We start from the raw sequence: 26,456 nt of genomic DNA, 5'->3' as shown, positions 1-26,456 counted from the left end.
GGAGAACTGCGGATGACATTGCCGAAGGCCGCGCCCGCGGCGTCCGACAAACTCGATGGCACGGTCCTCAAGATCGCATCGGTTGTAGTGCTCGGCGCCATCATGTCGATCCTCGACGTGACTGTGGTCAGCGTCGCGCTCACTACGTTCGCCCAGGACTTCGACAGCACGTACGCCACTGTCGCATGGACCATGACCGGGTACACCCTCGCGCTGGCCACCGTCATTCCGGTGACTGGGTGGGCGGCCGACCGCTTCGGAACCAAGCGCCTGTACATGACGGCGTTGGTGCTGTTCGTTGTCGGTTCCGTGGCGTGCAGTATGGCGTGGGACATCACCTCGCTGATCGGCTTCCGAGTGCTGCAGGGGTTTGGCGGCGGAATGCTGATGCCCCTCGGTATGACGATCATGACGAGGGCTGCGGGCCCGGACCGGGTGGGTCGGGTCATGGCGGTGCTCGGCATTCCGATGCTGCTCGGTCCCATCGGTGGCCCCATCCTCGGCGGCTGGTTGATCGAAGCGGCCAGTTGGCACTGGATCTTCTTGATCAATCTGCCGATCGGTGTTGTCGCCCTTATTGCTGCGTTCGTGATTCTGCCGTCCGATCGGCCGTCGCCTTCGGAGTCGTTCGACGTCCTCGGGATGCTGTTGCTCTCACCCGGCCTGGCGCTTTTCCTGTTCGGTGTGTCGTCCATCCCCGAGGTCGGAACCGTCGCGTCCGCGCGGGTACTGGTACCTGGTGCGATCGGACTCGCGTTGATCGTCGCGTTCGTGTTCCACGCGCTGAACAAGGACCATCCGCTGATCGACCTGCATCTGTTCAAGAATCGGCAGCTGACCGTTGCGGTGATCACCACATCGATGTTCGTCGTCGCGTTCATGGGTGCCGGACTGTTGTTCCCGAGCTACTTCATTCAAGTCGGTGGTCACACCACTCTCGCCGCTGGTCTTGTGATGGCGCCGCAGGGTATCGGCGCGATGCTGACCATGCCGATCGCTGGGCGTCTCGTCGACAGGATCGGTGCGGGCAAGATCGTGCTGACCGGGTTGCCGTTGATCTTCATTGGACTAAGTGTCTTTACCCAGGTGGCTGCGGATTCCCCGACATGGTTGCTGATGGGTGCGCTGTTCGTGATGGGTATGGGCATGGGCTGCACGATGATGCCGCTGATGACCGCCGCGATCGTGACGCTTTCTCATGAACAGGTGGCGCGCGGCTCGTCGCTGATGAACATCGTGCAGCAGACCTCCGGCTCGATCGGAACCGCGGTGATGTCGGTTGTACTGACGAATCAGATCCTGAGTCACGGAGCGGCAGGGCTGGCGGCCGCGTCGCGTGGGGATTCACCGGAAGCTTCGCAAATCGCATCGCAGACCCCTCCTGACGTGTTGGCCAGGGGCTTTTCGGAACTCGCCGATTCGTTCGGCAACACGTTCGTCGTGGCGGCCGTGCTGATCCTGCTCACGCTCATCCCTGCGATGCTGTTGCCGCGCAAGAAGTCGGTGAACCCGAACCTCGGTGCCGAGGACGCGCCGGCGGCCATGATGCACTGATCATTCTCGGTGTTCCTCACACGTTGGGCGGCTCTTACAGCCGCCCAACGTGTTTCATCGCTGCTGAGGCCGCCGCAGCATATTGGTCACCGTCGCGCCATCGCGGTGCCCTGTGCGGCGGCACACAGCACCTCCTCGCCGTTCTCTTGTACGGCGTAGATGTCGCAGCGGCACAGCGCCTGCCGCCGTGTGGCGGTGTCGGCCCACGCATCGGCGCGCAGTACAACCCCATCCGCCGGTCGCAAGTAGGTGATCGTGAAGCCGGCCGTCATGATGTTGGAGCCGAGCATGGTCCCCGCCGCGAAGGTGAGTGCGTTGTCCGCGGCGTACGAGAGGACCCCGCCGTGCACGAACCCGTTCTGCTGCCTCAGTTCGTCCCGCACCGGAATTTCCAGGCTGGTGCGGCCGTCTCCGAAGTGCGTCATCCGCGCACCGAGGAGCATGCTGAACGGTTGCGCGGCGAGCACGGCCCGCGCAGTGTCGGAGGTCAAGACGGCGTCGACTGTCATGTGTTCACTCCTGGCTACGTAGCGAGTTCCAGGCCGCACGCGCCAGGTCTGGCGCGACGGAGGTGGGATCGGTGGCAATTGATCCGGCGAGCCAATGTCGTGAGTACTCCTGCGCCGGGCCGAGCCACAGCGCATTGAGCACGTCGAAGTCCAATCGGCGGACGGATCCGTAGTTCTGGTGCGTCCGCCACCACGCCATGACGGTGCGGAAGAAGATTCTGTTGCCTTCGGCTGCCCGCTCGTTGATGCCGGGAGGGCGGGGTGAGACGAGGATGGTGGCTCGGTCGGGGTTCGCGGCCACCCACTCCAGGTGTGAGGCGACTACGCCCTCTATGCCTCCTCGGGCTCCGGTGGACTCGGCGAGCACGGCCCGGAACATGTCTTGGTACTCGCCCAGGGCGCGCAACCATACCTCGGCATAGAGCTCTTTCTTGCTGGGGAAATGGTGGTAGATCCCGCCGACGCTGACACCGACTTCTTCGCGAATATCGGCCAGTCGAGTTCCGAGTACGCCGTGCTGCGCGAAGTGACCCTCCGCCGCGTCGAGTAACAGACTCTGAATCGGCATGAACCGAATATAGTTCTGTCTCGGCCGACGTTGCAAGGAGTTCTCGCAGATAGCCTGGAGTGACCTCAGTGATCCTGAGATGATGAGGTCGTGCATCGTCCGCTTTCGAGAACCTGGCCGACTCCACAGCCGGGTCGGCTGGTGTCGCCCTTGCCACGCTCGCTCCGGCGGCCGGGTCCGCAGCCCGACAGCCTTCAGGTCTTCGAGGCGGCAGGCTTGCTCGACGGGCTCAGCGGCCCGGACCGGACGGCGCGGGCCGGCGTTCTCGACACGCTGGTCGCCGAGGGCATGACGATCGATCAGTTGCGGGCGGCCACCGAAGACAATCGCCTCGCGCACCATCTCCTCGAACACGCGCTGTCGCCCAAGGGCAGCTACAGCCTCGAGGAGGTATCGCGGAAGACGGGGGTGAGCGCCGGGGACGCTCGTCGATGGTTCCGGGCGATTGGGCGCGGCGTCTCCAGAGATGACGACTACTACAGCGATAGTGACCTCGAACTCGTGCGCGGACTCGAACAGTATCGGAGTTTGGGTCTCGACGAGAGCGGGTTGTTCGCGGCCGCCCGGGCGCTCGGCCGCAACATCTGGTCGGTTGCCGATGCCGCGGATGCGCTTCTGCAGGATCGGCTCGAGTCGGCAAAAGACCATCCTGAAGTCGCGTTGCGGTTCGCGGTGGAGGTGCGCAGGTTCGCCGACTTCGAGTCGCACATCCTTGCGCGCATTCTTGCGACCAGCCTGCGGCAGCAATTGCGGTCGGATGCTGTCGGGATCGCACGCGACTCCGATCTTCATTTACACGGAGCTCAGGAGGTGGGTGTGTGCTTCGCCGACCTCGTGGGATTCACGGTGCTCGGCGAGCAGGTTGCACCTACCGATCTCGGGCGGGTTGCCGAGCGGCTCGACCGGCTTGCCACCGATGTCGTCAGTTCGCCTGTGCGGCTTGTGAAGACAATCGGGGATGCTGTGATGATGGTGTCGCCGGACGCGACAGCGCTCGCGCACGCGGCATTGGATCTGGTCGACGCCGCTCGTCAGGAAGGTCCGCCGCCGCTACGCGCGGGGATCGCATGGGGAACTGCGGTGCCGAGCGCCGGCGACTGGTTCGGCAGGCCTGTCAACATGGCCAGCAGGATCGTCGCGGCCGCACGGGCGCGTGAGGTCATCGTGACCGGAGATTTCTACGACGAAATCGACCTCGACGAGTTCTGGGGTGAGTCCATGGGAAGTCACCAGCTCAAGGGGATCGACGATCCGCAAGAGCTGTTCGAGATCGGACGGCGAGCCGTCGCGTGAGGCGTGTTTTCGGGCATTGCCGGGGGTGAAGGCCTTCGGTACCGTCGCTCGGTGTGAACAGGCTAGAGGCGTTGGCGGTATCCGCACTTTTCTTCGCGTTGTCAGTCGGTGCGGCCGGCCCTGCGGGAGCGGTTGCGCACGGTATCGACGCACCCCCCGGGACATTCGGATTCAATACCCAGCTCACAGCGACCGGAATCCCTACACCGGACGGCGGAACGCGGGACAGCGCATGCTCGGGTGCCCTCATAGCACCGCAATGGATCATTTCCGCAGGGCATTGCTTTCACGACGGGGCAGGCGTCCCGGTTGACGGGCCGCCACGATACGACGTAGTCGCCCATGTCGGGAAGACTCGGTTGCAGGACACGGGATCGTCCGCCTCGTTCGGCGGCGGCTACACAAGGGATGTCGTCGATGTCCGTCAGTCGTCCGTCAACGACCTCGCGTTGGCGAAGCTGTCGGAGCCGATCACCGACATCGAGCCGATCCAACTTCCAGCCGATCCACCTGAGGTCGGTGACCTGGTTGCCATCGACGGGTGGGGTGCACACTCGTCGGTCGATCCGATGCCCGCGCAACACGTGAGACTCGGAGGATTCAGGGTCAGAGAGGTGACGGATACGACCGTCAACGTGGCAGGCCTGCTCCCGCTGCGGACGACGAGCGCATGTCTGTTCGACTCGGGCGCACCCTATTTCATTCCGACGGGCCTGTCCGGGGGCGTCTTGGTCGGTGTGGAGAACGATGGCCCGCCCTGCCCGCACGACCAACTCGACACCGCTGCGCGCGTCGACAATCAGGTTGACTGGATTCAAGCTCAGATCCAGGACTGATCAGGGACGTTCGTCTGCTCAGCGGCCGGGGTCCCGCGGATGTGACGGGATCGTGGCGTTCGTCCGCGAACGAAGTTTTGCCGAACGAGCGGCGCGCCGCCGTAAACCTGTCGCCACCTCACGCTACGGTGTGTGTCATAGCTCACATAGGCGCAGCGAGTGAGGCACATCATGACTGGGGATTCGGGCGAAGACTGGCATTTCTACGCTGTGGTCGAAACCGCGGTGGACGGCGGCCACACGCTTGCCGAGTTCGGTCCGAGACCCACGGCGCTCGACGCCCTGCGGCTGGCGGTGTATTCAATCAACCGCACCGCGTATTCGGTGCTCGAACAGGGGATCGCCGGTGACCTGCGCGCCGATGCCCGCGCAGTGGAGCAGCTGCCGATCACATCGTTCACCATCCGGCGGCATCGCCCCGGCACCAGGGAACTCGATGCCGGGTGGATGCTGAACGGCCGCAGGAATCATAAGCAACACCCTCGGTCGTCGCAGGCCGATTCACGAGTTGCCTCTTAGCGCTCGGGAGCGCTGGGTCCGCACGGTTGTCCGTCGCTACCAACTACTCAGCACGGATCCGACTCCCGCCGCGACGACGAGTGCGATCGCGGCCAATGATTGCAGGCCGAGTACCTGTCCGAGCACGATCACGCCGGCCAGTGTCGCGGCCGCCGGTTCCAGGGCAATGAGAACCGAGAACACCTTCTTGCTCATCACCTTCAGCGCTCGCAACTCGAGCGAGTAGGGGATCACCGACGAAAGCATGGCCACTCCCGCCCCGACGGCGAGTATTCGGGGATCGAAGAGTTCGGAGCCGCCCGACACCACGCCCAGCGGAATCATCAGGACTGCCGCGACGATGCTCGCTCCTGCGAGGCCATCCGCGCTCGGAACCTTTGCGGCGAGATTCGAGCCGGTGATGATGTATCCAGCCCACGCGGCGCCGGCTGTCAGCGCAAATGCGACACCGACGAGGTCGAGGGATTCTGCGCTCGAACTCTCGCGTAGGCCGAGCAGAACTACTCCGGCAAGCGCCGCCAGCACCCACACCCCATCCCGCAGTCTCCGCGAGAGCACTGCGGCAAGGGTCAGTGGACCCATGAATTCGATGGTGACGGCGGTTCCCAGCGGCAGCCGCGCCAGAGCTTCGTAGAACGCCGAGTTCATCACGGCGAGGGCCACTCCGAGCGCGAGTATTCCCTGTCGATGCGATCGCCACCACCGCCACCACCGGGGCCGCAAGAGTAGGCCGAGGATGAGGGCGGCAATCGTGAGGCGCAAGAACACCGCGCCTATCGCGCCCACCTCGTCGAACAGAGTGCTCGCGAAGGCGGCGCCGAACTGTACTGACAGTACCGATCCGAGGACCGAGACGACCGGAAGAAGTTGACTGTGCTGTTCCGTGGTCCCCGGTGAGCGGATGCCCGTGGTCATGGGTCCGGGCGACCCGAACCGGCGACGATACGGTCGTCGCGGGCAAAGAGCGCGGCGTCGGGCATGGACGGCTCCCTCGCATGTGCGGTGCTAGGTCGAGACCGTCCCAGTCTGTCACTCCTCAGATGCCACTGCGCCGTACCAGGGCATCGGTGGCAAACGGTGCGAACATGCCGATTATCCGAAAGACCTCCGCGTAGGTGGGCAGGAGTTCGGTCGGTCGAGTCCGGATCGCAGTGACGAACCACTCCGCCGCCTGGTCGGGGGACAGCGCGGGCATGGCGTCGTAGTCCGTGGTGGGTGCGATCATCGGCGTCCGCACCAGAGGAAAGTCGAGCGTGGTGACGGCAATTCCGCGGTCGTGCAACTCGGAGCCGAGACTGCGGCCGAACGCGCCGACCGCCGCCTTCGAGGCGTGATACGCGGCGAATTTGGGCATGACACCGGCAGGTACGCCCCACGTGGCGACATTGATGATGTGTCCCTCGCCCCGTTCGATCATCGACGGGAGTATGGCGAGCGTCAGGCGCGTCGAGCCGAAGTAATTGATGGACATGGTTCGTTCGAAGTCGTGGAAGCGCTCGAGTGAGTCCTCGACCGGCCGCCGGATGGAGCGACCCGCGTTGTTGACCAGAACATCCACAGGACCGATTTCGTCGAGTACATGCGACACCAGAGCGTCGACCGACTCCGGATCGGTGAGATCGGCCGAGACGGCGTGCGCGTTGTAGCCGGCTTCGAGGATTTCGTCGCGGACGGCTTCGAGCGCTTCGGAACCGCGTGCGACGAGGACGACCTCCGCGCCCAGCGAGGCAAGACGGCGCGCGGCTGCCTCACCGACACCCGAGGATCCACCAGTCACGAGGATCCTTTTTCCGGCGATGGTGTGGCCGGATTCCGGTAGGAGGCGGGAGGCCAACGCCAGCGGCGAGGGGAGTGGGTTTAGCGCGGCCTGGGTCAACAACTGTCGGATCATGCGACCAGACTGTCAGGTCGGCGCCCGGCATGCATGCAAATAACAATCAATCGTGCTTGCTTTTTTATCCAAACGGTGTGATGCTAGTCTCATGGTCGAACTGCAGAGGTTCATTGATGACATGCGTGCTGAGAGTGAGTCGCTGGATGCGCTGGTAGCGGGTATCCCCGATTCCCGCTGGGCCGAGCCGACTCCAGCCGAAGGCTGGACCATCGCCCACCAGATCGGACATCTGTTGTGGACGGATGAGGCCGCCCTGCAGGCGATCACGAACCCCGACGGCTTTACTGAACAGTTGACGGTGGCTGCGTCGAACCCAGCCGGATTCGTCGACGCCGGCGCAGAAGAGCACGCACAGCGCCCACCCGCGGAACTGCTCGCGAACTGGCGTACGACGAGGGCGCGTCTTGCCGAGGCCCTGATGACAGTTCCCCCCGGACAGAAGATCCTTTGGTACGGCCCGCCGATGAAGGCGGCGTCGATGGCGACCGCCCGATTGATGGAGACGTGGGCACACGGTCAGGACGTCGCGGACGCGTTGTCCGTGTCACGTAAGCCGACCGAGCGACTCAGGAGCATCGCCCACCTCGGTGTGCGTACCCGCGACTTCGCCTTCGTGGTCAACGGGCTCACGCCTCCGGCTGAGGAGTTCCGAGTCGAACTCACCGCCCCCGACGGGGTCTCACTGTGGGTCTGGGGTCCAGAAGATGCAGTTCAGAGGGTGACCGGGCCGGCGGAGGACTTCTGTCTGCTCGTTACCCAGCGCGCTCACCGGCAGGATCTGGCCCTCGTCGCCACCGGCCCGGAGGCCGGTGCCTGGCTGGACATCGCGCAGGCGTTTGCCGGCCCGGCCGGCGGAGGCCGCGAAGCGGGATCGCGATGACCGTACGGATCGGCAACTGCTCGGGCTTCTATGGCGACCGCCTGTCGGCGATGCGCGAGATGCTCGAAGCGGGCGAACTCGACTATTTGACGGGCGATTACCTCGCCGAGTTGACCATGCTGATACTCGGCCGGGACCGGATGAAGGATCCAACCCTCGGCTACGCCAAGACGTTTCTCCGTCAGGCGGAGGACTGTCTGGGACTGGCGCTCGACAAGGGCGTGCGGATCGTCGCCAACGCCGGGGGCCTCAACCCCTCCGGGCTGGCAGATGCCCTGCACGCGGTGAATGACAAGCTCGGGCTGTCGGCGAAGATCGCTTATGTCGAGGGTGATGACCTGATCGCCCGTGCGGCCGAGCTCGAACTCGGAAATCCGTTGACGGCCAACGCATATCTCGGAGCGTGGGGCATCGTCGAGTGCTTGAATGCGGGTGCCGACGTCGTGGTGACCGGACGGGTCACCGACGCGTCGGTGATCGTCGGCCCGGCTGCTGCGCACTTCGGCTGGCAACGCGACGATTTCGACCAGCTCGCAGGGGCGGTGGTGGCCGGTCACGTCATCGAGTGCGGCACCCAGGCCACGGGTGGTAACTACGCGTTCTTCACCGAGATCGCCGACCTCGACCATCCCGGCTTCCCGATCGCCGAGATCGAGGCCGACGGCTCATCGGTGATCACCAAGCATGCGGGCACCGGCGGCGCGGTCTCCGTCGGCACCGTCACCGCGCAGCTGCTGTACGAAGTAGCCGGCGGCCGCTACGCCGGACCGGACGTCACCGCCCGCATCGACACCGCCGAACTCACGCAGGTCGGCCCGCATCGCGTGCGCATCAGCGGAGTAGTCGGTGAGGCGCCGCCTCCACGACTCAAGGTCTCGCTGAACAGCCTTGCAGGGTTCCGGAACGAGGCCGTGTTCGTTCTCACCGGCCTCGACATCGAGGACAAGGCGGCACTGGTGCAGCGTCAGATCGAAGGCGGGCTCGTCAGGCGCCCGGCCGAACTCGACTGGTCCCTCGCACGCACCGACCACGCCGACGCCGACACCGAGGAGGCAGCGAGCGCTCTATTGCGCTGCGTCGTACGGGACTCCGACCCGAAGGTGGTGGGGCGAGGGTTCTCCTCCGTCGCCGTGGAACTCGCTCTTGCGAGCTATCCCGGATTCACGCTGACCGCGCCACCGAGCCACGGCGAGCCCTACGGCGTCTTCACACCCGGCTATGTCGATGCCAAGCAGGTGCCGCACGTCGCGGTGTTGCCAAACGGCGCACGCGTGGACGTCGAGCCCACCGCCGAGGTCCGTGACCTCGAGAACGTCGCCGAACCCGACCTGCCGCTCCCGTTGAACGCGGGGCCGACGACCCGCGTCCCGCTGGGCGCGGTCGCCGGTGCACGCAGTGGTGACAAGGGCGGCAACGCGAACGTCGGTGTGTGGGTGCGCACCGACGAAGAGTGGCGCTGGCTCGCGCACGTGCTGACGGTCGACGAGGTGAAGCGACTTCTCCCGGAAGCCGCGGACCTCACCGTCACGCGGTACGTGCTGCCGAAGTTGCGCGCAGTCAACTTCGTCATCGAGGGAATCCTCGGCCAGGGTGTTGCGTCGCAGGCGCGGTTCGACCCGCAGGCCAAGGGACTCGGCGAGTGGCTGCGCTCGCGTCACATCGATGTTCCGAACGAACTCCTCGAAGGGAAAGCTCTGTGAGCGCGTGGGATTCCCCGGAACGGCAAGAGCTGCGCAAGACGGTGCGCGGCTTCGTCGAGCGACGGATACTCCCGCATCTCGGCGACTGGGAGCGTGACGGTGAGCTACCCCGAGCACTACACCGCGACGCGGCCGAACTCGGATTGCTCGGGGCAGGTTTTCCCGAGTCCGTCGGCGGTGAGGGTGGCGATCTGATCGATACGGCCGTGATCTGCGAAGAGTTCCACCAGGCCGGGGGGTCCGGTGGAGCGTTCGCGTCGCTGTTCACGGCGGGCATCGCACTGCCACACCTGGTGGCTGCGGGGGATCCGGACCAGATCGAGAAGTGGGTGCGCCCGACGCTACGCGGGGAACTCATCGGGTCACTGGCCATCACGGAGCCGGGCGGGGGGTCCGATGTCGGACACCTGCGGACCACCGCGTTGCGCGATGGCGATCACTTCGTCGTCAACGGTTCGAAGACGTTCATCACGTCCGCGGTTCGGGCGGATTTCGTGGTCACCGCGGTGCGCACCGGCGGCCCGGGCGCCCAGGGTGTCTCTCTGCTTGTAATCGAGAAGGGGACACCGGGATTCGAGGTGTCCCGCAAACTCGACAAGATGGGGTGGTGCGCCTCCGATACCGCGGAGCTGTCATTCGTCGACGCACGGGTTCCGGTGACAAATCTCGTCGGTGCCGAAAACAGCGGCTTCGCGCAGATTGCCCAGGCGTTTCTCACCGAGCGAATCGCGCTCGCCGTCCAGGCGTACTCGAGTGCGCAGCGGTGCCTCGATCTGACGTTGGCGTGGGTCCGGGACCGGGAGACGTTCGGGCGTCCCCTGATCAGCAGGCAGTCGGTGCAGAACACCGTCACGGAGATGGCACGCAAGATCGATGTCGCGCGGGTGTATACCCGTGCACTCGTGGAGCGGTCGCTGACAACGAACGAGGATTTCATCGCGGAGGTGTGTTTCGCGAAGAACACCGCTGTAGAGGCGGGAGAGTGGGTCGCCAACCAGGCGGTTCAGTTGTTCGGCGGACTGGGTTACATGCGCGAGAGCGAAGTGGAACGCCAGTACCGCGACATGCGGATCCTGGGTATCGGGGGCGGGACCACCGAGATTCTCACCGGGCTCGCAGCCAAGAGATTGGGGTATCAGTCATGACGACGCTGAAGTCGGCGCTCGACACGAATTCCGCGGAGTACACGGAGGCTGCCGAAGCCATGACCGGCAAGCTCGCCGAGATCGAGGCCGAGCATGCCAAGGTTCTCGCCGGTGGCGGGGAGAAGTACACGGCGCGGCACAAGAAGCGAGGAAAGCTCCTGGCGCGGGAACGGATCGAGTTGCTACTCGACCCCGACTCTCCGTTCCTCGAGCTGTGCCCGCTCGCGGCATGGGGGAGCGACTTCCCGGTCGGTGGCAGCACCGTCGTCGGAATCGGCGTGGTGGAAGGTGTCGAGTGCCTGATCGTCGCCAATGATCCGACCGTACGGGGTGGAACCAGTAACCCGTGGACTCTGCGGAAAGGGTTTCGAGCCAACGACATTGCCCGGCAGAACCGTCTTCCGGTCATCTCCCTCGTGGAGTCCGGGGGTGCCGACCTTCCCACGCAGAAGGAGGTGTTCATTCCGGGTGGCCGAATGTTCCGAGACCTTACGCAGCTGTCTGCGGAAGGCATCCCCACGATCGCGCTGGTATTCGGCAACTCCACGGCCGGCGGCGCCTACATCCCCGGGATGTCCGATCACGTCGTCATGATCAAGGAACGATCCAAGGTCTTCCTCGCCGGACCGCCCCTGGTGAAGATGGCCACCGGTGAAGAGTCCGACGACGAAACACTCGGCGGTGCGGAGATGCACGCGCGCAAGTCCGGTCTCGCCGATTATCTGGCCGTCGACGAGCAGGATGCGATCCGAATCGGCCGCAACATCGTCAAGCGGCTGGGCTGGAAGAAGCAGGGCCCTGCACCCCGCGCCGAGGTAATCGAACCGCTCAAGGACCCGGAGGAACTTCTCGGCATCGTCCCAGCCGATCTCAAGATCCCGTTCGACCCACGGGAAGTGATTGCGCGCATCGTCGACGGTTCCGACTTCGACGAGTTCAAGCAGATGTACGGCTCCTCACTGGTCACCGGGTGGGCCGAACTGCACGGGTATCCGGTCGGCATCCTCGCCAACGCCCGCGGCGTGCTGTTCAGCGAGGAATCGCAGAAGGCCACCCAGTTCATCCAGCTCGCAAACCGGTCGAACACACCACTTCTGTTCCTGCACAACACCACCGGATACATGGTGGGTAAGGAATATGAGGAACGCGGCATGATCAAGCACGGGTCGATGATGATCAATGCGGTGTCCAATTCGAAGGTGCCGCACATCTCGATCCTGCTCGGTGCGTCGTACGGCGCCGGACACTACGGCATGTGCGGGCGCGCATTCGACCCGCGGTTCCTGTTTGCCTGGCCGAGTTCCAAGTCCGCGGTGATGGGCGGTGCTCAACTCGCCGGTGTGATCTCGATCGTCAGCCGCGCCTCGGCGGAGGCACGTGGACAGGCCTTCGACGAGGAGGCCGACGCAGGCATGCGGGCGATGATCGAAAACCAGATCGAAGCCGAGTCGGTGCCGATGTTCTTGTCCGGCAGGCTCTATGACGACGGCGTGATCGATCCACGCGATACTCGAACGGTGGTGGGAATGTGTCTGTCGGCCATTGCCAACGCCCCGATCAAGGGCGCCGAGAACTTCGGCGTCTTCCGGATGTGAGGACTGTGTTGACTACCCCCACCGCTCCGCTCGTACCCGGCACGATCACGTCCGTGCTGGTCGCCAACCGCGGCGAGATCGCGCGGCGTATCTTCGCTACTTGTCGGCGCGCGGGCATTGGTACCGTCGCCGTGTACTCGGACCCTGACGCCCAGAGCCCTCACGCCGCGGAAGCGGATATCGCGGTCCGGCTGCCGGGAAGCAGTCCCGCAGATACGTATCTTCGCGGCGACCTCGTCATCGAGGCTGCACTGCGCGCCGGTGCGGACGCTATACATCCCGGCTACGGATTTCTCTCGGAAAACGCGGGGTTTGCGAGCGCCGTCATCGAGGCAGGACTGACCTGGATCGGTCCGCCGCCGCCGGCCATCGAGATGATGGGCTCCAAAGTGGAGTCCAAGAAGATGATGGCCACTGCCGGGGTGCCGGTGCTCGCCGAACTCGACCCCGATTCCGTCACCGAGGCCGATCTGCCGGTTCTCGTGAAGGCCTCCGCGGGAGGCGGGGGCCGCGGCATGCGTGTGGTGCGTGCACTCGAGGACTTGCCGGAGCAACTCGAAGCCGCACGCCGCGAAGCGCAGTCGGCCTTCGGCGACCCGACCGTCTTCTGTGAGCGATACCTCGAGACGGGCAGGCACATCGAGGTCCAGGTCATGGCGGACCGGCACGGAGCGGTATGGGCCGTCGGGGAGCGGGAGTGCTCGATCCAGCGTCGTCACCAGAAGGTGGTCGAAGAGGCGCCGTCACCGTTGGTCGACGCTCGTCCCGGTATGCGGGACAGGCTTTTCGAGGCAGCCAGGCTCGCCGCGAAGGCCATCGACTACGAGGGTGCCGGTACGGTCGAGTTCCTGGCGTCCGGTCGAGCGGAGCGAGGGGGAGATGATGCGGATGCAGGCGACTTCTACTTCCTCGAGATGAACACCCGGTTGCAGGTCGAGCATCCGGTCACCGAATGCACTACCGGACTCGACCTGGTGGAGCTGCAGCTGCAAGTGGCCACGGGGCACGCTCTCGGTGCCGAATCGACCACAGTGTCCGGTCATTCCATCGAGGTCCGGTTGTACGCCGAGGATCCGACGCAGAACTGGCAGCCGCAGAGCGGGCCGGTATACCGCATCGAAATGGCTGAGCCTGCCGTCGAATTCGACGTCCTTCGGTCACCGGGTATCCGACTCGATTCCGGTGTGGTCGACGGTTCGACGGTCGGCGTGCACTACGACCCGATGCTCGCAAAGGTCATCTCGTTTGCACCCACGCGCACGCAGGCGGCCACCCGGCTCGCCGCAGCGTTGAGCCGCGCAAAGATTCACGGATTGCGCACCAACCGAGACCTGCTGGTCAACGTGCTCCGTCATCCGGCCTTCCTCGCAGGCGACACCGACACCGCTTTCTTCGACACCCACTCGCTGGACGTGCTGTCGCGACCGCTGGCATCGACCGAGACCGAGAGGCTGTCTGCACTGGCTGCCGCGCTCGCCGACGCCGCACACAACCGCGACGTCGCCTCGGTGAACACGTCTGTGCCCAGTGGGTGGCGAAACCTGGCTTCCGCGCCGCAGAGTAAGACCTTTTCGGGGCGCGGCGGTGACATCGAGATCCGGTATCTCCTCACCCGATCGGGGCTTCGGGCCGACGAGTTCGAAAACGTCACGCTCGTGTCGGCGGCTTCGCGGCACGTCGCGCTCGAGGTCGACGGCTTGCGGCGGACATTCGACGTGGCGCGATACGGCGACGACGTGTTCGTGGACTCGGCACTCGGGCCGGTGAGCCTGCACGCGACGCCGCGCTTCACCGACCCGAGCGAAGTTGTGGCCGAGGGTTCGCTGCTCGCGCCGATGCCCGGTTCCGTGATCCGGCTGGGAGCGGCGGTCGGTGACACCGTCGTCGCAGGGCAGCCGATCGTCTGGCTCGAGGCGATGAAGATGGAGCACACGATCAAGGCGCCGAACGCCGGTGTCATCAGCGATCTGTCCGTCACCGCCGGCCAGCAAGTGGATGTGGGAACGGTATTGGCCGTAGTGGAAGCATCGACAGCAGAACACGAGGGAGAATCATGAGTTTCATCGAGACCGAAGAGCAGAAGGAACTCCGGGCCTCGGTGTCCCGGCTCGGGGAGCGCTTCAACTACATCGACTACGTGCTGCCGAAGGCGCGGCGTGGAGAGCCGTTGACCGAATTGTGGAACGAGGCAGGCAAGCTCGGCTTCCTCGGGGTCAACCTGCCCGAGGAATACGGTGGTGGCGGCGCGGGCATCTACGAGCTCGCCCTGGTCCAGGAGGAGCTTGCGGCCCACGGTGCAGGCTTGCTGTTGGTCGTGGTGTCGCCGGCCATCTGCGGCACGATCATCGGCAAGTACGGTACCGAGGATCAAAAGCAGAAGTGGCTGACCGGTCTCGCTGACGGTTCGAAGATCATGGCCTTCGGCATCACCGAGGCCGATGCCGGCTCCAACTCGCACCAGATCACGACCACGGCGCGACGCGATGGCGAAGACTGGCTGCTGACTGGAAACAAGATCTACATCTCGGGTGTCGATCAGGCCGATGCCGTACTGATCGTCGCCAGGACCGAAGATTCCAAGACCGGAAAGTTGAAGCCGGCGCTGTTCATCGTCCCCACCGACGCCGAGAATTTCGTGAAGACGCCGGTGGAGATGGACATCATCGAACCCGACCACCAGTTCATGCTCTTCCTCGACGACGTCCGGCTTCCCGCGGACGCACTGGTGGGAGAGGCGGACGCGGCGCTGATGCAGCTGTTCGCCGGGCTCAACCCCGAGCGCATCCTCGCCACGGCGATGGCAATCGGCGTCGGTCGCTATGCCCTCGACGCCGCGGTCGACTTCGCCAAGCAACGTACGGTCTGGAAGGACCCGATCGGTGCCCATCAGGGGATCTCGCATCCACTGGCGCAGGCCAAGATCGAACTCGAACTCGCCAAGCTCATGATGCAGAAGGCGGCTGTGCTCTACGACAGTGGAGACGACTTCGGCGCCGCCGAGGCGGCCAACATGGCCAAGTATGCGGCGGCGGAGGCCAGCATCAAGGCTCTCGACCAGGCGATCCAGACCCACGGCGGTGCCGGTCTCACCAAGGAGTACGGCCTCGCCGCCATGCTCGGAGCGGCGCGGATCGGGCGGGTCGCGCCGGTGAGCCGCGAGATGGTCTTGAACTTCGTGTCCCAGCATTCACTGGGCTTGCCGAAGTCGTACTGAGCAAGCCGCAACAAGACTCGGAGGAATCCATGACCGACACTGCGACGGGCACGAACGCCACCTCGGACCGCTACGTGCGGTACGAGGTGGGGGCCGGGTTCGCGACTCTGACGCTCGACTCCCCGCACAACCGGAACGCCATCTCGGGCCGACTGGTCAGCGAACTCCACGAGGGTCTGCGGACGGCGGCCGCGGACCCGGATGTGCGGGCTGTTGTTCTCACGCACACCGGTGGGACGTTCTGCGCCGGAGCGGACCTGAGCGAGACCAAGGGAGACGTCGGCACCCGGACCCGCGAGATGGCGGACTTGCTGCGGGCCATCGTCGAGTTGCCGAAGCCGGTGATCGGGAAGATCGATGGGCATGTGCGGGCCGGCGGTATGGGGCTCGTCGGAGCGTGTGATCTCGCGATCGCCGGGCCACGCAGCACCTTCGCCCTCACCGAGGTACGTCTCGGACTCGCGGCGTCGATCATCTCGCTCACCGTCTTGCCGCGAATCGATTCTCGTGCGGCCAGCCGGTACTTCCTCACTGGCGAGAAGTTCGGCGCCGATCAGGCGGAAGCGATTGGACTGATCACTGCGTTCGCTCAGGATCCGGACGGCGCGGTCGAGGAATTGCTCGATCAGTTCCGTCAGGCATCGCCGCAGGGTCTGGCGGAGTCGAAGACGCTGACCACCCGCGCCGTGCTCGCCGACTTCGACCAATACACCGATGCGTTGACCGCCCAGTCGGCGAGGCTCTTCGAGTCCGAGGAATCCCGTGAGGGAATGACGGCGTTTCTGCAGAAGCGGCCGCCGAGATGGGCTGTCGGCGCCGGTCGTGACTGAGGGGTTACCTCGACTCGACGACATACACGGGACTAGGGCCCGCGCACCGGGCCGTAGCGCCGAGAGCGGAAGGTACACGATGACCAGCGAACCGAAGCAGGACCGTAGCCGGGTCACGCGACGACACCTTCTCGAGGAAACCATCGATTGTCTCGCCGAACAGGGTTGGGCGGCCACGACGGTCAGCCTCGTGGCTCAGCGTGCCGGTGTGTCGCGCGGCGCGGCCCAGCACCACTTCCCCACGCGTGAAGACCTCTTCACGGCGGCACTCGAGGTCATGTTCGAGGCTCGGATGGAGCAGGCGCGCCGCGAGGCCACCGATCTCCCAACCGGGGCGGGTCGTACGGAGGCGGTGGTGTCGAGGCTCGTCGAGTACTACACGGGAACCCTGTTCAAGGCGGCGCTACAGGTGTGGACGGCGGCGGCCGCAGACCCCGAACTCCGGGCGCGGATTTTGCCGCTCGAGGAACGGTTCGGCCGGGTCGCGCACCGCACCGCCGTCGAACACCTAGGGTTCGATGACGGGGATCCGATCGCACACGGTCTGGTGCAGGCCACCCTCGACCTCGCCCGCGGACTCGGCCTCGCGGACGTACTCACGGACGATTCGAAGCGGCGTGCCGAGGTCGTACGCAATTGGGCGGCGCAGTTGGACGCTGCGCTACCGCGAGGTGAGTCGGCAGAGCCGCCGTGCGACCGGGCCACCCGCGACGTATCGGGCGCCGAGCGAGGAGGTCGGTAGAGTCAGCGAGCATGGGCCTAAAAAGGGGAGCGCTCGTCCTGGTTGCCGCCTCGGCGGTCCTGGCCGGCTGCGCGGAGGCCGTCGACGATTCGGGCACCGAAGCCGCGCCGCCACGTGTGGTGACCGATCCGGGGCCGTTCTTCGGCCAGTGCGGTTCCGTCACCGATGAAGAGGTGGCCGAGGAGTTCGGGATGCCACCGTTCACCGCGGTGACCCGCAATTCGGTCGGTTGTGAATGGGAGGTGGCGGGAGTCGGCGGACCCAGCGTGACGTTTTCGTGGTACCGCGGCAGTCCCATCGGCCGCGAGCGTGCCGGGTCCGAGATGATCGGCAGGCCTGCTTCTGCAATCGACGTTCAGGGGCATCCAGGATTCATCGCGTCGTCGGGCGGGATCTTGTGTGAGCTCGGTGTGGAGTTCGGTGGCGATTTCATCCACTGGTCGGTGATGTATGCGGATGCACGACCGGCGGCCGATCCCTGCACGGTGGCCCGCAATCTTGCTGAACTGAGCGTCTCGAGGGCGGTATGAGCGTGAACGTAGCCACTCGCCGGATTCGGCGCGCCGTGCGGGTAGTCGCCGCGACGGCCGCAGTCGGGTTGATTGCCGGATGCGGGTCGTCGATCCAGGGATCCCCCCGGGCCGAAGGAGAATCGTCGCCCGGTGACAACGAGCAATTCACCGCACTGCTCGAGGAATGCAGTGCGGTGACCGAGGGGCAGATTGCGCAGACGGTGGGCGCCGACGCGATTGAACGCGGCTTCTTCGGTGCGATCTGTCGCTGGGACACGATCGGGTCCAACGGACCCGCGAAGGTCACGTTCAACTGGTTCGAGACGGGATCCCTCGATACCGAGAAGGAGACCGGCGAGAAGTTGGGCTATGCCGTGGAGTCGTCAACTGTCCAGGGCAACAGGTCCCTGGTGATGCGCCCTCCGGATGATCCAGGTTCGTGCGGTGTGACAGTCGGATCGCCGTCCGGCGGGGTCGTCGGTTGGTGGGTTCAGTTCACAGCCGCGGCGGCGGATCCTTGCGATGCAGCATCGACTCTCGCTGAATTGACGGTCAACCGGAGCATTTAGGTCAACAGGAGCAGTCTGGTTCGTCTAGGTCGCCGGAAGGATCCCGCGATCTGCGAAGACGCTTTTGGCGACAAAGGTGGCGTTCATTGCTTTCGGCATTCCGCAGTAGATGGCCGAGTGCAGGAATGCTTCGACGATCTCTTCCGGTTTCAGGCCGACGTTGAGTGCAGCGTTGATATGGACGGTCAGTTGTGGTTCGCAGCCGCCGAGGGCGGCGAGCATCCCGAGGGTCAACAGTTGTCGATCCCGGAGTGAGAGTTCGGGCCGGCTGTAGATGTCGCCGAACGCCCAGGCTCCGATCTGATGAACGAGTTCAGGGGAGACTTCGGCGAGTGAGTCGAGGACGTTTCGGCCACCCTCGCCGTGCAGGGAAGCCAGGATTTCCGAGCCGCGGGCGAACCGTTCGTCGCGGGTCTCTGCAGGGTTGATGTGCGTCGAAGTCATTTCGGGCCTTCCTTGTGCTCGGCTGTTGTATCCGGTGCTGGATGTCCTCCCGGCGCTCTTCTTTGGTGGGCATCGTCACAATCCTAGAACTCGGGGCGCCGTCGGAGTCCAGCCCGAATTGCAGTGGGCCACGGGGCGAACGGCGGCTGCCCGCGTCCGATATCTGGGTGCGAACCGGCACCGTGTACTGAGCGATCTGGAGTCGCGTTTCCGCTGATCCTCCCGGCAAACCACCGTTGCAGCAGTTCGCTCCCAGCATCAACCGGGTCACTTTGACCTTCCGGCGCGCCGACGGGTATCGTTGTGGGTCGTGTCCGGCCAGACCGGGCCGATTTGTGTGCCTAGCATGGTATTGCCGAGCGCCTGTTCGTGCGGACTCTCTGCATGGAACTCGCATCCGGCTGCCTGTGTGGGGGTATGCGACACGCCCGACCTCGGGTACGCGAGAGGTACGGGTGAGGGGCAGCAGCTCTCTTGCCCCAACTGCTAGATCCCTAATTTCAGAACAGCCAAGGTTGCTTGTCCAGAGCAGTCTGTTCGATACGAGAAAGCCGGTAAATGCCAACCATCAATCAGTTGGTCCGAAAGGGCCGCCGCGACAAGGCCGCCAAGGTCAAGACGGCAGCCCTGAAGGGCAGTCCGCAGCGCCGTGGCGTGTGCACCCGCGTGTACACCACCACCCCGAAGAAGCCGAACTCCGCGCTTCGTAAGGTCGCGCGTGTGCGCCTGACCAGCTCTGTCGAGGTCACCGCCTACATCCCCGGTGAGGGTCACAACCTGCAGGAGCACTCGATGGTGCTCGTTCGCGGTGGTCGTGTGAAGGACCTCCCTGGTGTTCGGTACAAGATCATCCGCGGCTCCCTCGACACCCAGGGTGTCAAGGGTCGCAAGCAGGCACGCAGCCGCTACGGCGCCAAGAAGGAGAAGAGCTGATGCCACGTAAGGGCCCCGCTCCGAAGCGTCCCCTCATCAACGACCCGGTCTACGGGTCGCCGCTGGTAACCCAGCTGGTCAACAAGATTCTGCTGGACGGCAAGAAGTCCACCGCCGAGCGCATCGTGTACCAAGCTCTCGAGCAGGCACGCGAGAAGACGGGTACCGACCCGGTCGTGACGCTCAAGCGCGCGCTGGACAACGTCAAGCCGGCACTCGAGGTGCGCAGCCGCCGTGTCGGTGGCGCCACCTACCAGGTGCCGGTCGAGGTTCGGCCCGGTCGTTCGACCACGCTGGCACTGCGCTGGCTGGTCACCTTCTCTCGCGCACGCCGTGAGAAGACCATGGTCGAGCGTCTCGCCAATGAACTCCTCGACGCCAGCAACGGCCTCGGTGCCGCTGTGAAGCGCCGCGAGGACACTCACAAGATGGCCGAAGCCAACAAGGCATTCGCCCACTACCGCTGGTGACGTCACGTCGGAGCGGCCGTCGTCGATGGCTGCTCCGGCGCTGTCGCTGCGTCGGGCCCCTACAGGGGAACCGGCTGATCTACAACTCGAGACAATGGCCCCGCTGGTAAATGCCGGGGAGGCCGACACCCGATACACGAGCTACGAGCGGGGAAGAATCCTGTGGCACAGGAAGTGCTGACCGACCTGAACAAGGTCCGCAACATCGGCATCATGGCGCACATCGACGCCGGCAAGACGACGACCACTGAGCGGATCCTGTACTACACCGGTGTCAACTACAAGATCGGTGAGACGCACGACGGCGCGTCGACGACGGACTGGATGGAACAGGAGAAGGAACGCGGCATCACGATCACCTCTGCCGCGGTGACCTGCTTCTGGAACAACAACCAGATCAACATCATCGACACCCCCGGGCACGTCGATTTCACCGTCGAGGTGGAGCGTTCGCTCCGCGTTCTCGACGGTGCCGTTGCCGTGTTCGACGGCAAAGAGGGTGTCGAGCCCCAGTCGGAGCAGGTGTGGCGTCAGGCCGCCAAGTACGACGTTCCGCGCATCTGTTTCGTCAACAAGATGGACAAGATGGGCGCGGACTTCTACTTCACGGTCCAGACCATCATCGACCGTCTGGGCGCGAAGCCGCTCGTCCTGCAGTTGCCGATCGGCGCCGAGGACGACTTCGACGGCGTCGTCGACCTGGTCGAGATGAAGGCCATCACTTGGCGCGGCACAGTCGCCATCGGTGCAGAGCCCACCATCGAGGAGATCCCGGCCGATCTGGCTGACAAGGCTGCCGAGTACCGCGAGAAGCTGCTCGAGACGGTCGCCGAGTCCGACGAGAAGCTCATGGAGAAGTACTTCGCCGGTGAGGAACTCAGCATCGAGGAGATCAAGGGCGCCATCCGCAAGATGACGGTCGCCTCTGAGCTGTACCCGGTTCTGTGTGGTTCCGCGTTCAAGAACAAGGGCGTTCAGCCCATGCTCGACGCGGTCATCGACTACCTGCCGAACCCGCTGGACATCGGCAACGTCGAGGGTCACGCACTGAACAAAGAGGACGAAATCCTCACGCGCACGCCGAGCAAGGACGAGCCGTTCTCGGCTCTGGCCTTCAAGATCGCCGCACACCCGTTCTTCGGCAAGCTGACCTTCGTCCGTGTGTACTCGGGGCGGATCGAGCCCGGCGCCCAGGTCATGAACGCGACCAAGGGCAAGAAGGAGCGCATCGGAAAGCTCTTCCAGATGCACGCCAACAAGGAGAACCCGGTCGACGAGGCCGTGGCCGGCCACATCTACGCGATGATCGGCTTGAAGGACACCACCACCGGTGACACCCTCTGCGATCAGAGCAACCCGATCGTGCTCGAGTCGATGAGCTTCCCGGACCCGGTCATCCAGGTTTCGATCGAGCCCAAGACCAAGTCCGACCAGGAGAAGCTGGGCACCGCGATCCAGAAGCTCGCCGAAGAGGATCCGACGTTCTCCGTCGAACTCGACGACGAGACCGGTCAGACCGTCATCGGTGGCATGGGTGAACTCCACCTCGACATCCTCGTCGACCGCATGCGTCGCGAATTCAAGGTCGAGGCCAACGTCGGCAAGCCGCAGGTCGCGTACCGCGAGACCATCACCAAGACCGTCGACAAGCACGAATTCACCCACAAGAAGCAGACCGGTGGTTCGGGCCAGTTCGCCAAGGTGATCATCGCGCTCGAGCCCTTCGTGGGTGAGGACGGCGCTACCTACGAGTTCGAGAACAAGGTCACCGGTGGCCGCGTTCCGCGTGAGTACATCCCCTCCGTGGACGCGGGTGCGCAGGACGCCATGCAGTACGGCGTTCTCGCCGGCTACCCGCTGGTGAACATGAAGCTGACGTTGCTCGACGGCGCATACCACGACGTCGACTCGTCGGAAATGGCCTTCAAGGTGGCTGGTTCGCAGGCGCTGAAGGAAGCCGCCCGCAAGGCCGGCCCGGTCATTCTCGAGCCGCTCATGGCTGTCGAGGTCACCACACCCGAGGAGTACATGGGTGATGTGATCGGCGACTTGAACTCCCGCCGTGGCCAGATCCAGGCCATGGAGGAACGCAGTGGTGCCCGTGTCGTGAAGGCGCTGGTTCCGCTCTCGGAGATGTTCGGTTACATCGGTGATCTGCGGTCGAAGACGCAGGGCCGGGCGAACTTCTCCATGGTGTTCGATTCCTACGCAGAGGTTCCCTCGAACGTCTCGAAGGAGATCATCGCCAAGGCGACCGGCGAGTAACCTCGGTTCCAGCCGGCCGAAGCACGATCGAAGTAATAACAACCGCACTGCTGCATACCGCAAGCATCAATCAGTCCAGGAGGACAATAAAGTGGCGAAGGCGAAGTTCGAGCGGACGAAGCCGCACGTGAACATCGGCACCATCGGTCACGTCGACCACGGCAAGACCACGCTGACCGCGGCCATCACCAAGGTTCTGCACGAGGCATACCCGGATCTCAACGAGGCCTCGGCCTTCGACGAGATCGACAAGGCTCCTGAGGAGAAGGCTCGCGGTATCACGATCAACATCTCGCATGTTGAGTACCAGACCGAGAAGCGCCACTACGCTCACGTCGACGCTCCCGGTCACGCCGACTACATCAAGAACATGATCACCGGTGCGGCGCAGATGGACGGTGCCATCCTCGTGGTCGCGGCCACCGACGGCCCGATGCCGCAGACGCGCGAGCACGTGCTGCTCGCCCGCCAGGTCGGTGTTCCGTACATCCTGGTCGCGCTGAACAAGGCTGACATGGTCGACGACGAGGAAATCCTCGAACTCGTCGAGATGGAGGTCCGTGAGCTCCTCGCAGGCCAGGAGTTCGACGAGGAAGCCCCGATCGTTCGCGTCTCGGGCCTGAAGGCACTCGAGGGCGACCCGGAGTGGAGCAAGAGCATCCTCGAGCTCATGGCCGCCGTCGACGAGTCCATCCCGGACCCCGTCCGCGAGACCGAGAAGCCGTTCCTCATGCCCGTCGAGGACGTCTTCACGATCACCGGTCGTGGCACGGTCGTCACCGGTCGTATCGAGCGCGGTGTCATCAACGTGAACGAGGAGGTGGAGATCGTCGGTATCCGCGAGGACAAGACGAAGACCACCGTCACGGGTATCGAGATGTTCCGCAAGCTCCTCGACTCGGGCCAGGCCGGTGACAACGTCGGTCTGCTCGTTCGTGGTATCAAGCGCGAGGACGTCGAGCGTGGCCAGGTTGTCGTCAAGCCCGGCACCACCACCCCGCACACCGAGTTCGAGGGCCAGGCATACATCCTGTCCAAGGACGAGGGTGGCCGCCACACGCCGTTCTTCAACAACTACCGTCCGCAGTTCTACTTCCGCACCACGGACGTGACGGGTGTTGTGACGCTGCCCGAGGGCACCGAGATGGTCATGCCCGGTGACAACACCGAGATGTCCGTCAAGCTGATCCAGCCGGTCGCCATGGACGAGGGTCTGCGCTTCGCGATCCGTGAAGGTGGCCGCACCGTCGGCGCCGGCAAGGTCACGAAGATCATCAAGTAGGCACCGCCTACGGGATCGAGCCAGTAGTACGAAACGCCGATGGCGCTCACCCTGCGGGGTGGGCGCCATCGGCGTTTTTCGCTGCATGGTCGGCAGGGTCGAGATGAAGCAGAACCTGGGTGGCGACCTGCTCGCCACCGATCGTCGATTCGACCCAGGATGCGATGTCCTCGGATGTGCGGGTGAAGTCGGCGATGTCGATTGTCGGATCAGCGGTTACGACGATCGACAACGTGGGGAGCCCGCGTTCGATCACCGCTCTTGCTCGGGTCTGCCGGACTCCTGGATACCTGGTTAGTTCGCTCGACACTCCGTTGGCAATGGATCCGAGGTCAACGGTCACATAGGTGCACGACTCCAGGTCCGGCACGGCCACCGGAGAGGTGCGTCGCCGAGTCAGGTCCAACGCGAGCAGGACGATCCCGAAGATCAGTCCCAGCACCATGGTTGCGGCGAGCGCCCACACCCACCAATCCTGTTCGGGCAGCGCTGTCACCAGTTCGCGGTCGTATCGCGACACCCATTCGCGCACGATCGGCACTCTCATGTCCCACGCGAGGGCATAAATACCGAACCCGAGGAGTCCGAGTCCGACGACCAAAACGATCAGTCGATTGACGGCGGCGGTCCGATGCGTCACGGCTTCACCTGCACTCGCAGCTCGGGGGAGGTGTCAAGCAAGGACAACGTCGGTTCGACCACCTCGCGGACGGCGGCGGAGACTTCTGCGGCGGATGCTGCCTCGTTGCGCACTACACGCACCGTGACATGCTTGCGGTCCACCGTTGTGTGCGCCGACAGCACGCCCGGTACGGCGCTGGCGTGGCCGCTACAGTTGCGGGCCAGGTCGGTGGGTCGTAGCCACACCGTCGGGATGTCACCGATCTTCAGCGGCAGGTGCGTGCGCGGTCGGGGCTTGAGGGCTGCGACGATGAATACGATCCCCACGATGAGCGAGCAAATCGCTACGGGGAGTATCCACTGGGACCAATGCAGGCGCCCCAGCCACTCGGCGGTGTTGCGGATCCAGGGCGCATTGCCGAGCGTGCCCCGGGTGATGAGAAGTTCACGGCCGGCAACGACCGCGAGGCCCAGGGCTGCCACAGCTACGATGACGGCCGCTGGAACGGCGGCAGGTGTGGCTCGCGGCGTGCGTGGCCGAAGCGGTACCGCCCGAGTGATCGACGAATCCGAATCGACTTGCTCGGGATATATGGTATCGGGCGAAAGTTCCTCGGCGGCAGAAGATTCTGTTCCAGCGACAACAATATTGAGTTCGTGCACCGGCATCCCGGTCATCTGTTCGACCCGACGGCAAACTTCCTCGCGCAGTCGGCGATTGAGGACGTCGAGTCGGCACGGCCACCTCACAGCGATGTAGAGATTGATGGCAACAGCGGCGGCGCCCGTGGAGACGTCTGCGCGGGGAAGGTCTCGCCCAGTGAACCGGGACAGTCCACCTGACTGTTTCACGACGCCGGGAACTTCGAGCGCTGCCGCGACGGCAATTTTGACGACGGCACGCTCCTTGATCACCACAGTTCCGCGCGAATCGGTTTCGTCGAACGCCGCGTCGGTGTCGGGTTCGGCGGGAGGATTCGCGGCGGAGAACTCAGCCACGACCACGGCTTCGCAGGATGGCACCGAGGTCGAGGTGACCGTCCCGATGCGCGCCCACGGCCATACCGAGAGCGCCGAGAAGAACGGCGAATACGAAGCCACTGAATCCGCCGAGGATGCCTGCGATCGCCAGGAGTAGTCCCACGATCAGGCCGGTGACTGTGCTGGTCATTGCCCTTGTCCTGTCTCTGTCAGGAGATCTTCGATGATCACGTTCACGGGGACGTCCACGAGCGGTTCCACTGCGGCCCGAACTCTTTCGGCGGTATCGATGACGTTTGCCGGGTAGAGCGCGGAGAGGTGGACGGCGCACGACGTCGGACCGATGGTCACGCCGGTTACCCGCCGACCCGGCAGATAGGTGGCCACTTCGCCGAACGCGCCACCATGCATGGCGGCAACGCCGGGGGTCGCGAGCACAGCGGCTGCGATGCGTTCGGAAAGGTCTTCGCCCTCGATGCCCGGCAACGATACGCTCGTCACTGCACCCTCGGCCTGGAGTCGGGATCGGATTCGGAATCGGACTCCGTGAACAGGATGACGTCGAAGACGGTGATGTTCACCTCGGTCACCTCCAGTCCCGTCATACGCTCGACGGCGGTAATTACGTTGCGGCGGATACCGACCGCCAGTTCGTGCAACGCGACGCCGTACTCGGCGACGATGCCGATGTCGATGGCGGCCTGCTTCTCGCCGACCTCGACGGCCACGCCCTGGGCGTGGTTGACGCGGGCGCCCGGGATCCGATCACGCAGTGCGCCGACAGCACGAGCAGTGCCACCCCCCACGTCGTAGACACCATTGATCTCGCGGGTGGCGATTCCTGCGATCTTGGCGACCACAGCATCAGCGATGATGGTCCTGCCTTCGGAACTGATGAGTTCCGACTTCGCTCCGGCGCCGAATTGCACACGACTCGGTGCGCCTGCATCGCTGGTCATCGTCGATCCCCTTCGTGTCGCCTGCCGTGGGTTCCACACTAATGATCGCGGACGCTCCGCGTAGGTCTCCCCGCGATGCCGTGGTGTATCGACACTGGGCGGGGTACGGTCTGGATCAGAACATGAATCTGGACTCGAGTG

The 26,456-nt window shown here is 64.6% G+C and carries 28 protein-coding genes; 18 read left to right on the top strand and 10 right to left on the bottom strand.

The features are described from left to right. The first annotated feature begins 12 nt into the window (after positions 1–12). Entirely contained in the window at positions 13–1,554 is a 1,542-nt protein-coding gene (locus tag BFN03_RS12205) for a DHA2 family efflux MFS transporter permease subunit (protein WP_070379219.1), read from the top strand. 86 nt (positions 1,555–1,640) lie between these two features. Here BFN03_RS12205 and BFN03_RS12200 read toward each other — a convergent pair whose 3' ends face one another. After that, positions 1,641–2,063 carry a PaaI family thioesterase gene (locus BFN03_RS12200; RefSeq protein ID WP_070379218.1) on the bottom strand — a complete coding sequence of 141 codons (423 nt, stop codon included), beginning with the start codon at positions 2,061–2,063 and terminating at the stop codon, positions 1,641–1,643. Positions 2,064–2,067: 4 nt separating this feature from the next. Then, positions 2,068–2,631, bottom strand: coding sequence for a TetR/AcrR family transcriptional regulator (locus BFN03_RS12195; RefSeq protein WP_070380872.1), 564 nt, complete (start codon positions 2,629–2,631; stop codon positions 2,068–2,070). 141 nt (positions 2,632–2,772) lie between these two features. Here BFN03_RS12195 and BFN03_RS12190 point away from each other — a divergent pair, with 141 nt between their 5' ends. The 3 genes from BFN03_RS12190 to BFN03_RS12180 all read left to right on the top strand — a co-directional run bounded on the left by BFN03_RS12190 (position 2,773) and on the right by BFN03_RS12180 (position 5,279). After that, on the top strand, positions 2,773–3,924 hold the full coding sequence (locus tag BFN03_RS12190; RefSeq protein WP_070379217.1) for an adenylate/guanylate cyclase domain-containing protein: 1,152 nt from the start codon (positions 2,773–2,775) through the stop codon (positions 3,922–3,924). Between the two features lie 53 nt (positions 3,925–3,977). Continuing rightward, positions 3,978–4,760, top strand: a complete 783-nt coding sequence (locus BFN03_RS12185; RefSeq protein WP_070379216.1) for a trypsin-like serine protease — start codon at positions 3,978–3,980, stop codon at positions 4,758–4,760. 171 nt (positions 4,761–4,931) lie between these two features. Then, complete coding sequence (locus BFN03_RS12180; RefSeq protein WP_070379215.1) at positions 4,932–5,279, top strand: hypothetical protein; 348 nt, start codon at positions 4,932–4,934, stop codon at positions 5,277–5,279. 36 nt (positions 5,280–5,315) lie between these two features. On the opposite strand, the gene BFN03_RS12175 is transcribed toward BFN03_RS12180, so the two are convergent. After that, the gene (locus tag BFN03_RS12175; RefSeq protein WP_070379214.1) at positions 5,316–6,194 is read right to left on the bottom strand and encodes an EamA family transporter; all 879 of its coding nucleotides are present in this window, start codon (positions 6,192–6,194) and stop codon (positions 5,316–5,318) included. Positions 6,195–6,315: 121 nt separating this feature from the next. After that, entirely contained in the window at positions 6,316–7,170 is an 855-nt protein-coding gene (locus BFN03_RS12170; RefSeq protein ID WP_269748437.1) for an SDR family oxidoreductase, read from the bottom strand. Between the two features lie 91 nt (positions 7,171–7,261). On the opposite strand from BFN03_RS12170, the gene BFN03_RS12165 reads away from it, so the two are divergent. The 10 genes from BFN03_RS12165 to BFN03_RS12120 all read left to right on the top strand — a co-directional run bounded on the left by BFN03_RS12165 (position 7,262) and on the right by BFN03_RS12120 (position 18,360). Beyond that, complete coding sequence (locus tag BFN03_RS12165) at positions 7,262–8,053, top strand: TIGR03084 family metal-binding protein (protein ID WP_070379213.1); 792 nt, start codon at positions 7,262–7,264, stop codon at positions 8,051–8,053. Further along, on the top strand, positions 8,050–9,753 hold the full coding sequence (locus BFN03_RS12160) for an acyclic terpene utilization AtuA family protein (RefSeq protein WP_070379212.1): 1,704 nt from the start codon (positions 8,050–8,052) through the stop codon (positions 9,751–9,753). The genes BFN03_RS12165 and BFN03_RS12160 overlap by 4 nt, the downstream gene beginning before the upstream one ends. Next, complete coding sequence (locus BFN03_RS12155) at positions 9,750–10,898, top strand: acyl-CoA dehydrogenase family protein (protein ID WP_070379211.1); 1,149 nt, start codon at positions 9,750–9,752, stop codon at positions 10,896–10,898. The genes BFN03_RS12160 and BFN03_RS12155 overlap by 4 nt, the downstream gene beginning before the upstream one ends. Further along, positions 10,895–12,493 (top strand): acyl-CoA carboxylase subunit beta, encoded by a 1,599-nt coding sequence (locus tag BFN03_RS12150; protein ID WP_070379210.1) that lies wholly within the window; start codon positions 10,895–10,897, stop codon positions 12,491–12,493. The genes BFN03_RS12155 and BFN03_RS12150 overlap by 4 nt, the downstream gene beginning before the upstream one ends. Before the next feature lie 8 nt (positions 12,494–12,501). After that, positions 12,502–14,550: an acetyl/propionyl/methylcrotonyl-CoA carboxylase subunit alpha gene (locus BFN03_RS12145; RefSeq protein ID WP_070380870.1), complete on the top strand. Its 2,049-nt coding sequence runs from the start codon at positions 12,502–12,504 to the stop codon at positions 14,548–14,550. Next, on the top strand, positions 14,547–15,707 hold the full coding sequence (locus BFN03_RS12140) for an acyl-CoA dehydrogenase family protein (RefSeq protein WP_070379209.1): 1,161 nt from the start codon (positions 14,547–14,549) through the stop codon (positions 15,705–15,707). The genes BFN03_RS12145 and BFN03_RS12140 overlap by 4 nt, the downstream gene beginning before the upstream one ends. Positions 15,708–15,736: 29 nt before the next feature. Further along, complete coding sequence (locus BFN03_RS12135) at positions 15,737–16,537, top strand: enoyl-CoA hydratase family protein (RefSeq protein WP_070379208.1); 801 nt, start codon at positions 15,737–15,739, stop codon at positions 16,535–16,537. Between the two features lie 79 nt (positions 16,538–16,616). Continuing rightward, positions 16,617–17,279 carry a TetR/AcrR family transcriptional regulator gene (locus BFN03_RS12130; RefSeq protein WP_070379207.1) on the top strand — a complete coding sequence of 221 codons (663 nt, stop codon included), beginning with the start codon at positions 16,617–16,619 and terminating at the stop codon, positions 17,277–17,279. Positions 17,280–17,290: 11 nt separating this feature from the next. Continuing rightward, positions 17,291–17,809 carry a DUF3558 domain-containing protein gene (locus BFN03_RS12125; protein ID WP_070379206.1) on the top strand — a complete coding sequence of 173 codons (519 nt, stop codon included), beginning with the start codon at positions 17,291–17,293 and terminating at the stop codon, positions 17,807–17,809. Beyond that, positions 17,806–18,360: a DUF3558 domain-containing protein gene (locus tag BFN03_RS12120; RefSeq protein WP_070379205.1), complete on the top strand. Its 555-nt coding sequence runs from the start codon at positions 17,806–17,808 to the stop codon at positions 18,358–18,360. The genes BFN03_RS12125 and BFN03_RS12120 overlap by 4 nt, the downstream gene beginning before the upstream one ends. A gap of 24 nt (positions 18,361–18,384) precedes the next feature. On the opposite strand, the gene BFN03_RS12115 is transcribed toward BFN03_RS12120, so the two are convergent. Beyond that, a complete protein-coding gene (locus BFN03_RS12115; RefSeq protein WP_070379204.1) occupies positions 18,385–18,804 on the bottom strand; it encodes a carboxymuconolactone decarboxylase family protein in 420 nt (139 codons plus the stop codon). 558 nt (positions 18,805–19,362) lie between these two features. Between BFN03_RS12115 and rpsL the strand changes: the two genes are divergently transcribed. The 4 genes from rpsL to tuf all read left to right on the top strand — a co-directional run bounded on the left by rpsL (position 19,363) and on the right by tuf (position 23,754). Then, a complete protein-coding gene (rpsL, locus tag BFN03_RS12110) occupies positions 19,363–19,737 on the top strand; it encodes a 30S ribosomal protein S12 (protein ID WP_070379203.1) in 375 nt (124 codons plus the stop codon). Next, positions 19,737–20,207 carry a 30S ribosomal protein S7 gene (gene rpsG / locus BFN03_RS12105; protein ID WP_003941856.1) on the top strand — a complete coding sequence of 157 codons (471 nt, stop codon included), beginning with the start codon at positions 19,737–19,739 and terminating at the stop codon, positions 20,205–20,207. The genes rpsL and rpsG overlap by 1 nt, the downstream gene beginning before the upstream one ends. Positions 20,208–20,369: 162 nt before the next feature. Next, positions 20,370–22,472: an elongation factor G gene (gene fusA / locus BFN03_RS12100; protein ID WP_070379202.1), complete on the top strand. Its 2,103-nt coding sequence runs from the start codon at positions 20,370–20,372 to the stop codon at positions 22,470–22,472. A gap of 91 nt (positions 22,473–22,563) precedes the next feature. Beyond that, positions 22,564–23,754 (top strand): elongation factor Tu, encoded by a 1,191-nt coding sequence (gene tuf / locus BFN03_RS12095; RefSeq protein ID WP_070379201.1) that lies wholly within the window; start codon positions 22,564–22,566, stop codon positions 23,752–23,754. A gap of 46 nt (positions 23,755–23,800) precedes the next feature. Here tuf and BFN03_RS12090 read toward each other — a convergent pair whose 3' ends face one another. The 5 genes from BFN03_RS12090 to BFN03_RS12070 are packed head-to-tail and all read right to left on the bottom strand — an operon-like array spanning position 23,801 to position 26,315. Next, on the bottom strand, positions 23,801–24,394 hold the full coding sequence (locus tag BFN03_RS12090; protein ID WP_070379200.1) for a hypothetical protein: 594 nt from the start codon (positions 24,392–24,394) through the stop codon (positions 23,801–23,803). Beyond that, entirely contained in the window at positions 24,391–25,374 is a 984-nt protein-coding gene (locus BFN03_RS12085) for a DUF6286 domain-containing Asp23/Gls24 family envelope stress response protein (RefSeq protein WP_070380869.1), read from the bottom strand. The genes BFN03_RS12090 and BFN03_RS12085 overlap by 4 nt, the downstream gene beginning before the upstream one ends. Next, positions 25,367–25,546, bottom strand: coding sequence for a DUF2273 domain-containing protein (locus BFN03_RS12080; RefSeq protein ID WP_070379199.1), 180 nt, complete (start codon positions 25,544–25,546; stop codon positions 25,367–25,369). The genes BFN03_RS12085 and BFN03_RS12080 overlap by 8 nt, the downstream gene beginning before the upstream one ends. Further along, positions 25,543–25,857, bottom strand: a complete 315-nt coding sequence (locus tag BFN03_RS12075) for a hypothetical protein (RefSeq protein ID WP_084385607.1) — start codon at positions 25,855–25,857, stop codon at positions 25,543–25,545. The genes BFN03_RS12080 and BFN03_RS12075 overlap by 4 nt, the downstream gene beginning before the upstream one ends. Beyond that, the gene (locus BFN03_RS12070; RefSeq protein ID WP_070379198.1) at positions 25,854–26,315 is read right to left on the bottom strand and encodes an Asp23/Gls24 family envelope stress response protein; all 462 of its coding nucleotides are present in this window, start codon (positions 26,313–26,315) and stop codon (positions 25,854–25,856) included. Before BFN03_RS12070 ends, BFN03_RS12075 begins: the two co-directional genes overlap by 4 nt. Between the last annotated feature and the right edge of the window lie 141 nt (positions 26,316–26,456).

The sequence above is a fragment of the Rhodococcus sp. WMMA185 genome, assembly GCF_001767395.1.
GTDB lineage: Bacteria > Actinomycetota > Actinomycetes > Mycobacteriales > Mycobacteriaceae > Rhodococcus_F.
The sequence above is the reverse complement of the archived record's forward strand: the minus strand, read 5'-3'. Positions and strand labels throughout refer to the sequence as shown.

Bases quoted from the DNA above. Each gene is read 5' to 3' on its own strand.
- BFN03_RS12180 (WP_070379215.1), top strand. From the start codon at position 4,932: ATGACTGGGGATTCGGGCGAAGACTGGCATTTCTACGCTGTGGTCGAA.
- rpsG (WP_003941856.1), top strand. From the start codon at position 19,737: ATGCCACGTAAGGGCCCCGCTCCGAAGCGTCCCCTCATCAACGACCCG.
- BFN03_RS12130 (WP_070379207.1), top strand. From the start codon at position 16,617: ATGACCAGCGAACCGAAGCAGGACCGTAGCCGGGTCACGCGACGACAC.
- BFN03_RS12165 (WP_070379213.1), top strand. From the start codon at position 7,262: ATGGTCGAACTGCAGAGGTTCATTGATGACATGCGTGCTGAGAGTGAG.
- BFN03_RS12195 (WP_070380872.1), bottom strand. From the start codon at position 2,631: ATGCCGATTCAGAGTCTGTTACTCGACGCGGCGGAGGGTCACTTCGCG.
- BFN03_RS12175 (WP_070379214.1), bottom strand. From the start codon at position 6,194: ATGACCACGGGCATCCGCTCACCGGGGACCACGGAACAGCACAGTCAA.
- BFN03_RS12125 (WP_070379206.1), top strand. From the start codon at position 17,291: ATGGGCCTAAAAAGGGGAGCGCTCGTCCTGGTTGCCGCCTCGGCGGTC.
- BFN03_RS12200 (WP_070379218.1), bottom strand. From the start codon at position 2,063: ATGACAGTCGACGCCGTCTTGACCTCCGACACTGCGCGGGCCGTGCTC.
- BFN03_RS12160 (WP_070379212.1), top strand. From the start codon at position 8,050: ATGACCGTACGGATCGGCAACTGCTCGGGCTTCTATGGCGACCGCCTG.
- BFN03_RS12205 (WP_070379219.1), top strand. From the start codon at position 13: ATGACATTGCCGAAGGCCGCGCCCGCGGCGTCCGACAAACTCGATGGC.
- rpsL (WP_070379203.1), top strand. From the start codon at position 19,363: ATGCCAACCATCAATCAGTTGGTCCGAAAGGGCCGCCGCGACAAGGCC.
- BFN03_RS12070 (WP_070379198.1), bottom strand. From the start codon at position 26,315: ATGACCAGCGATGCAGGCGCACCGAGTCGTGTGCAATTCGGCGCCGGA.
- BFN03_RS12120 (WP_070379205.1), top strand. From the start codon at position 17,806: ATGAGCGTGAACGTAGCCACTCGCCGGATTCGGCGCGCCGTGCGGGTA.
- BFN03_RS12080 (WP_070379199.1), bottom strand. From the start codon at position 25,546: ATGACCAGCACAGTCACCGGCCTGATCGTGGGACTACTCCTGGCGATC.
- BFN03_RS12170 (WP_269748437.1), bottom strand. From the start codon at position 7,170: ATGATCCGACAGTTGTTGACCCAGGCCGCGCTAAACCCACTCCCCTCG.
- BFN03_RS12135 (WP_070379208.1), top strand. From the start codon at position 15,737: ATGACCGACACTGCGACGGGCACGAACGCCACCTCGGACCGCTACGTG.
- BFN03_RS12150 (WP_070379210.1), top strand. From the start codon at position 10,895: ATGACGACGCTGAAGTCGGCGCTCGACACGAATTCCGCGGAGTACACG.
- BFN03_RS12140 (WP_070379209.1), top strand. From the start codon at position 14,547: ATGAGTTTCATCGAGACCGAAGAGCAGAAGGAACTCCGGGCCTCGGTG.
- BFN03_RS12115 (WP_070379204.1), bottom strand. From the start codon at position 18,804: ATGACTTCGACGCACATCAACCCTGCAGAGACCCGCGACGAACGGTTC.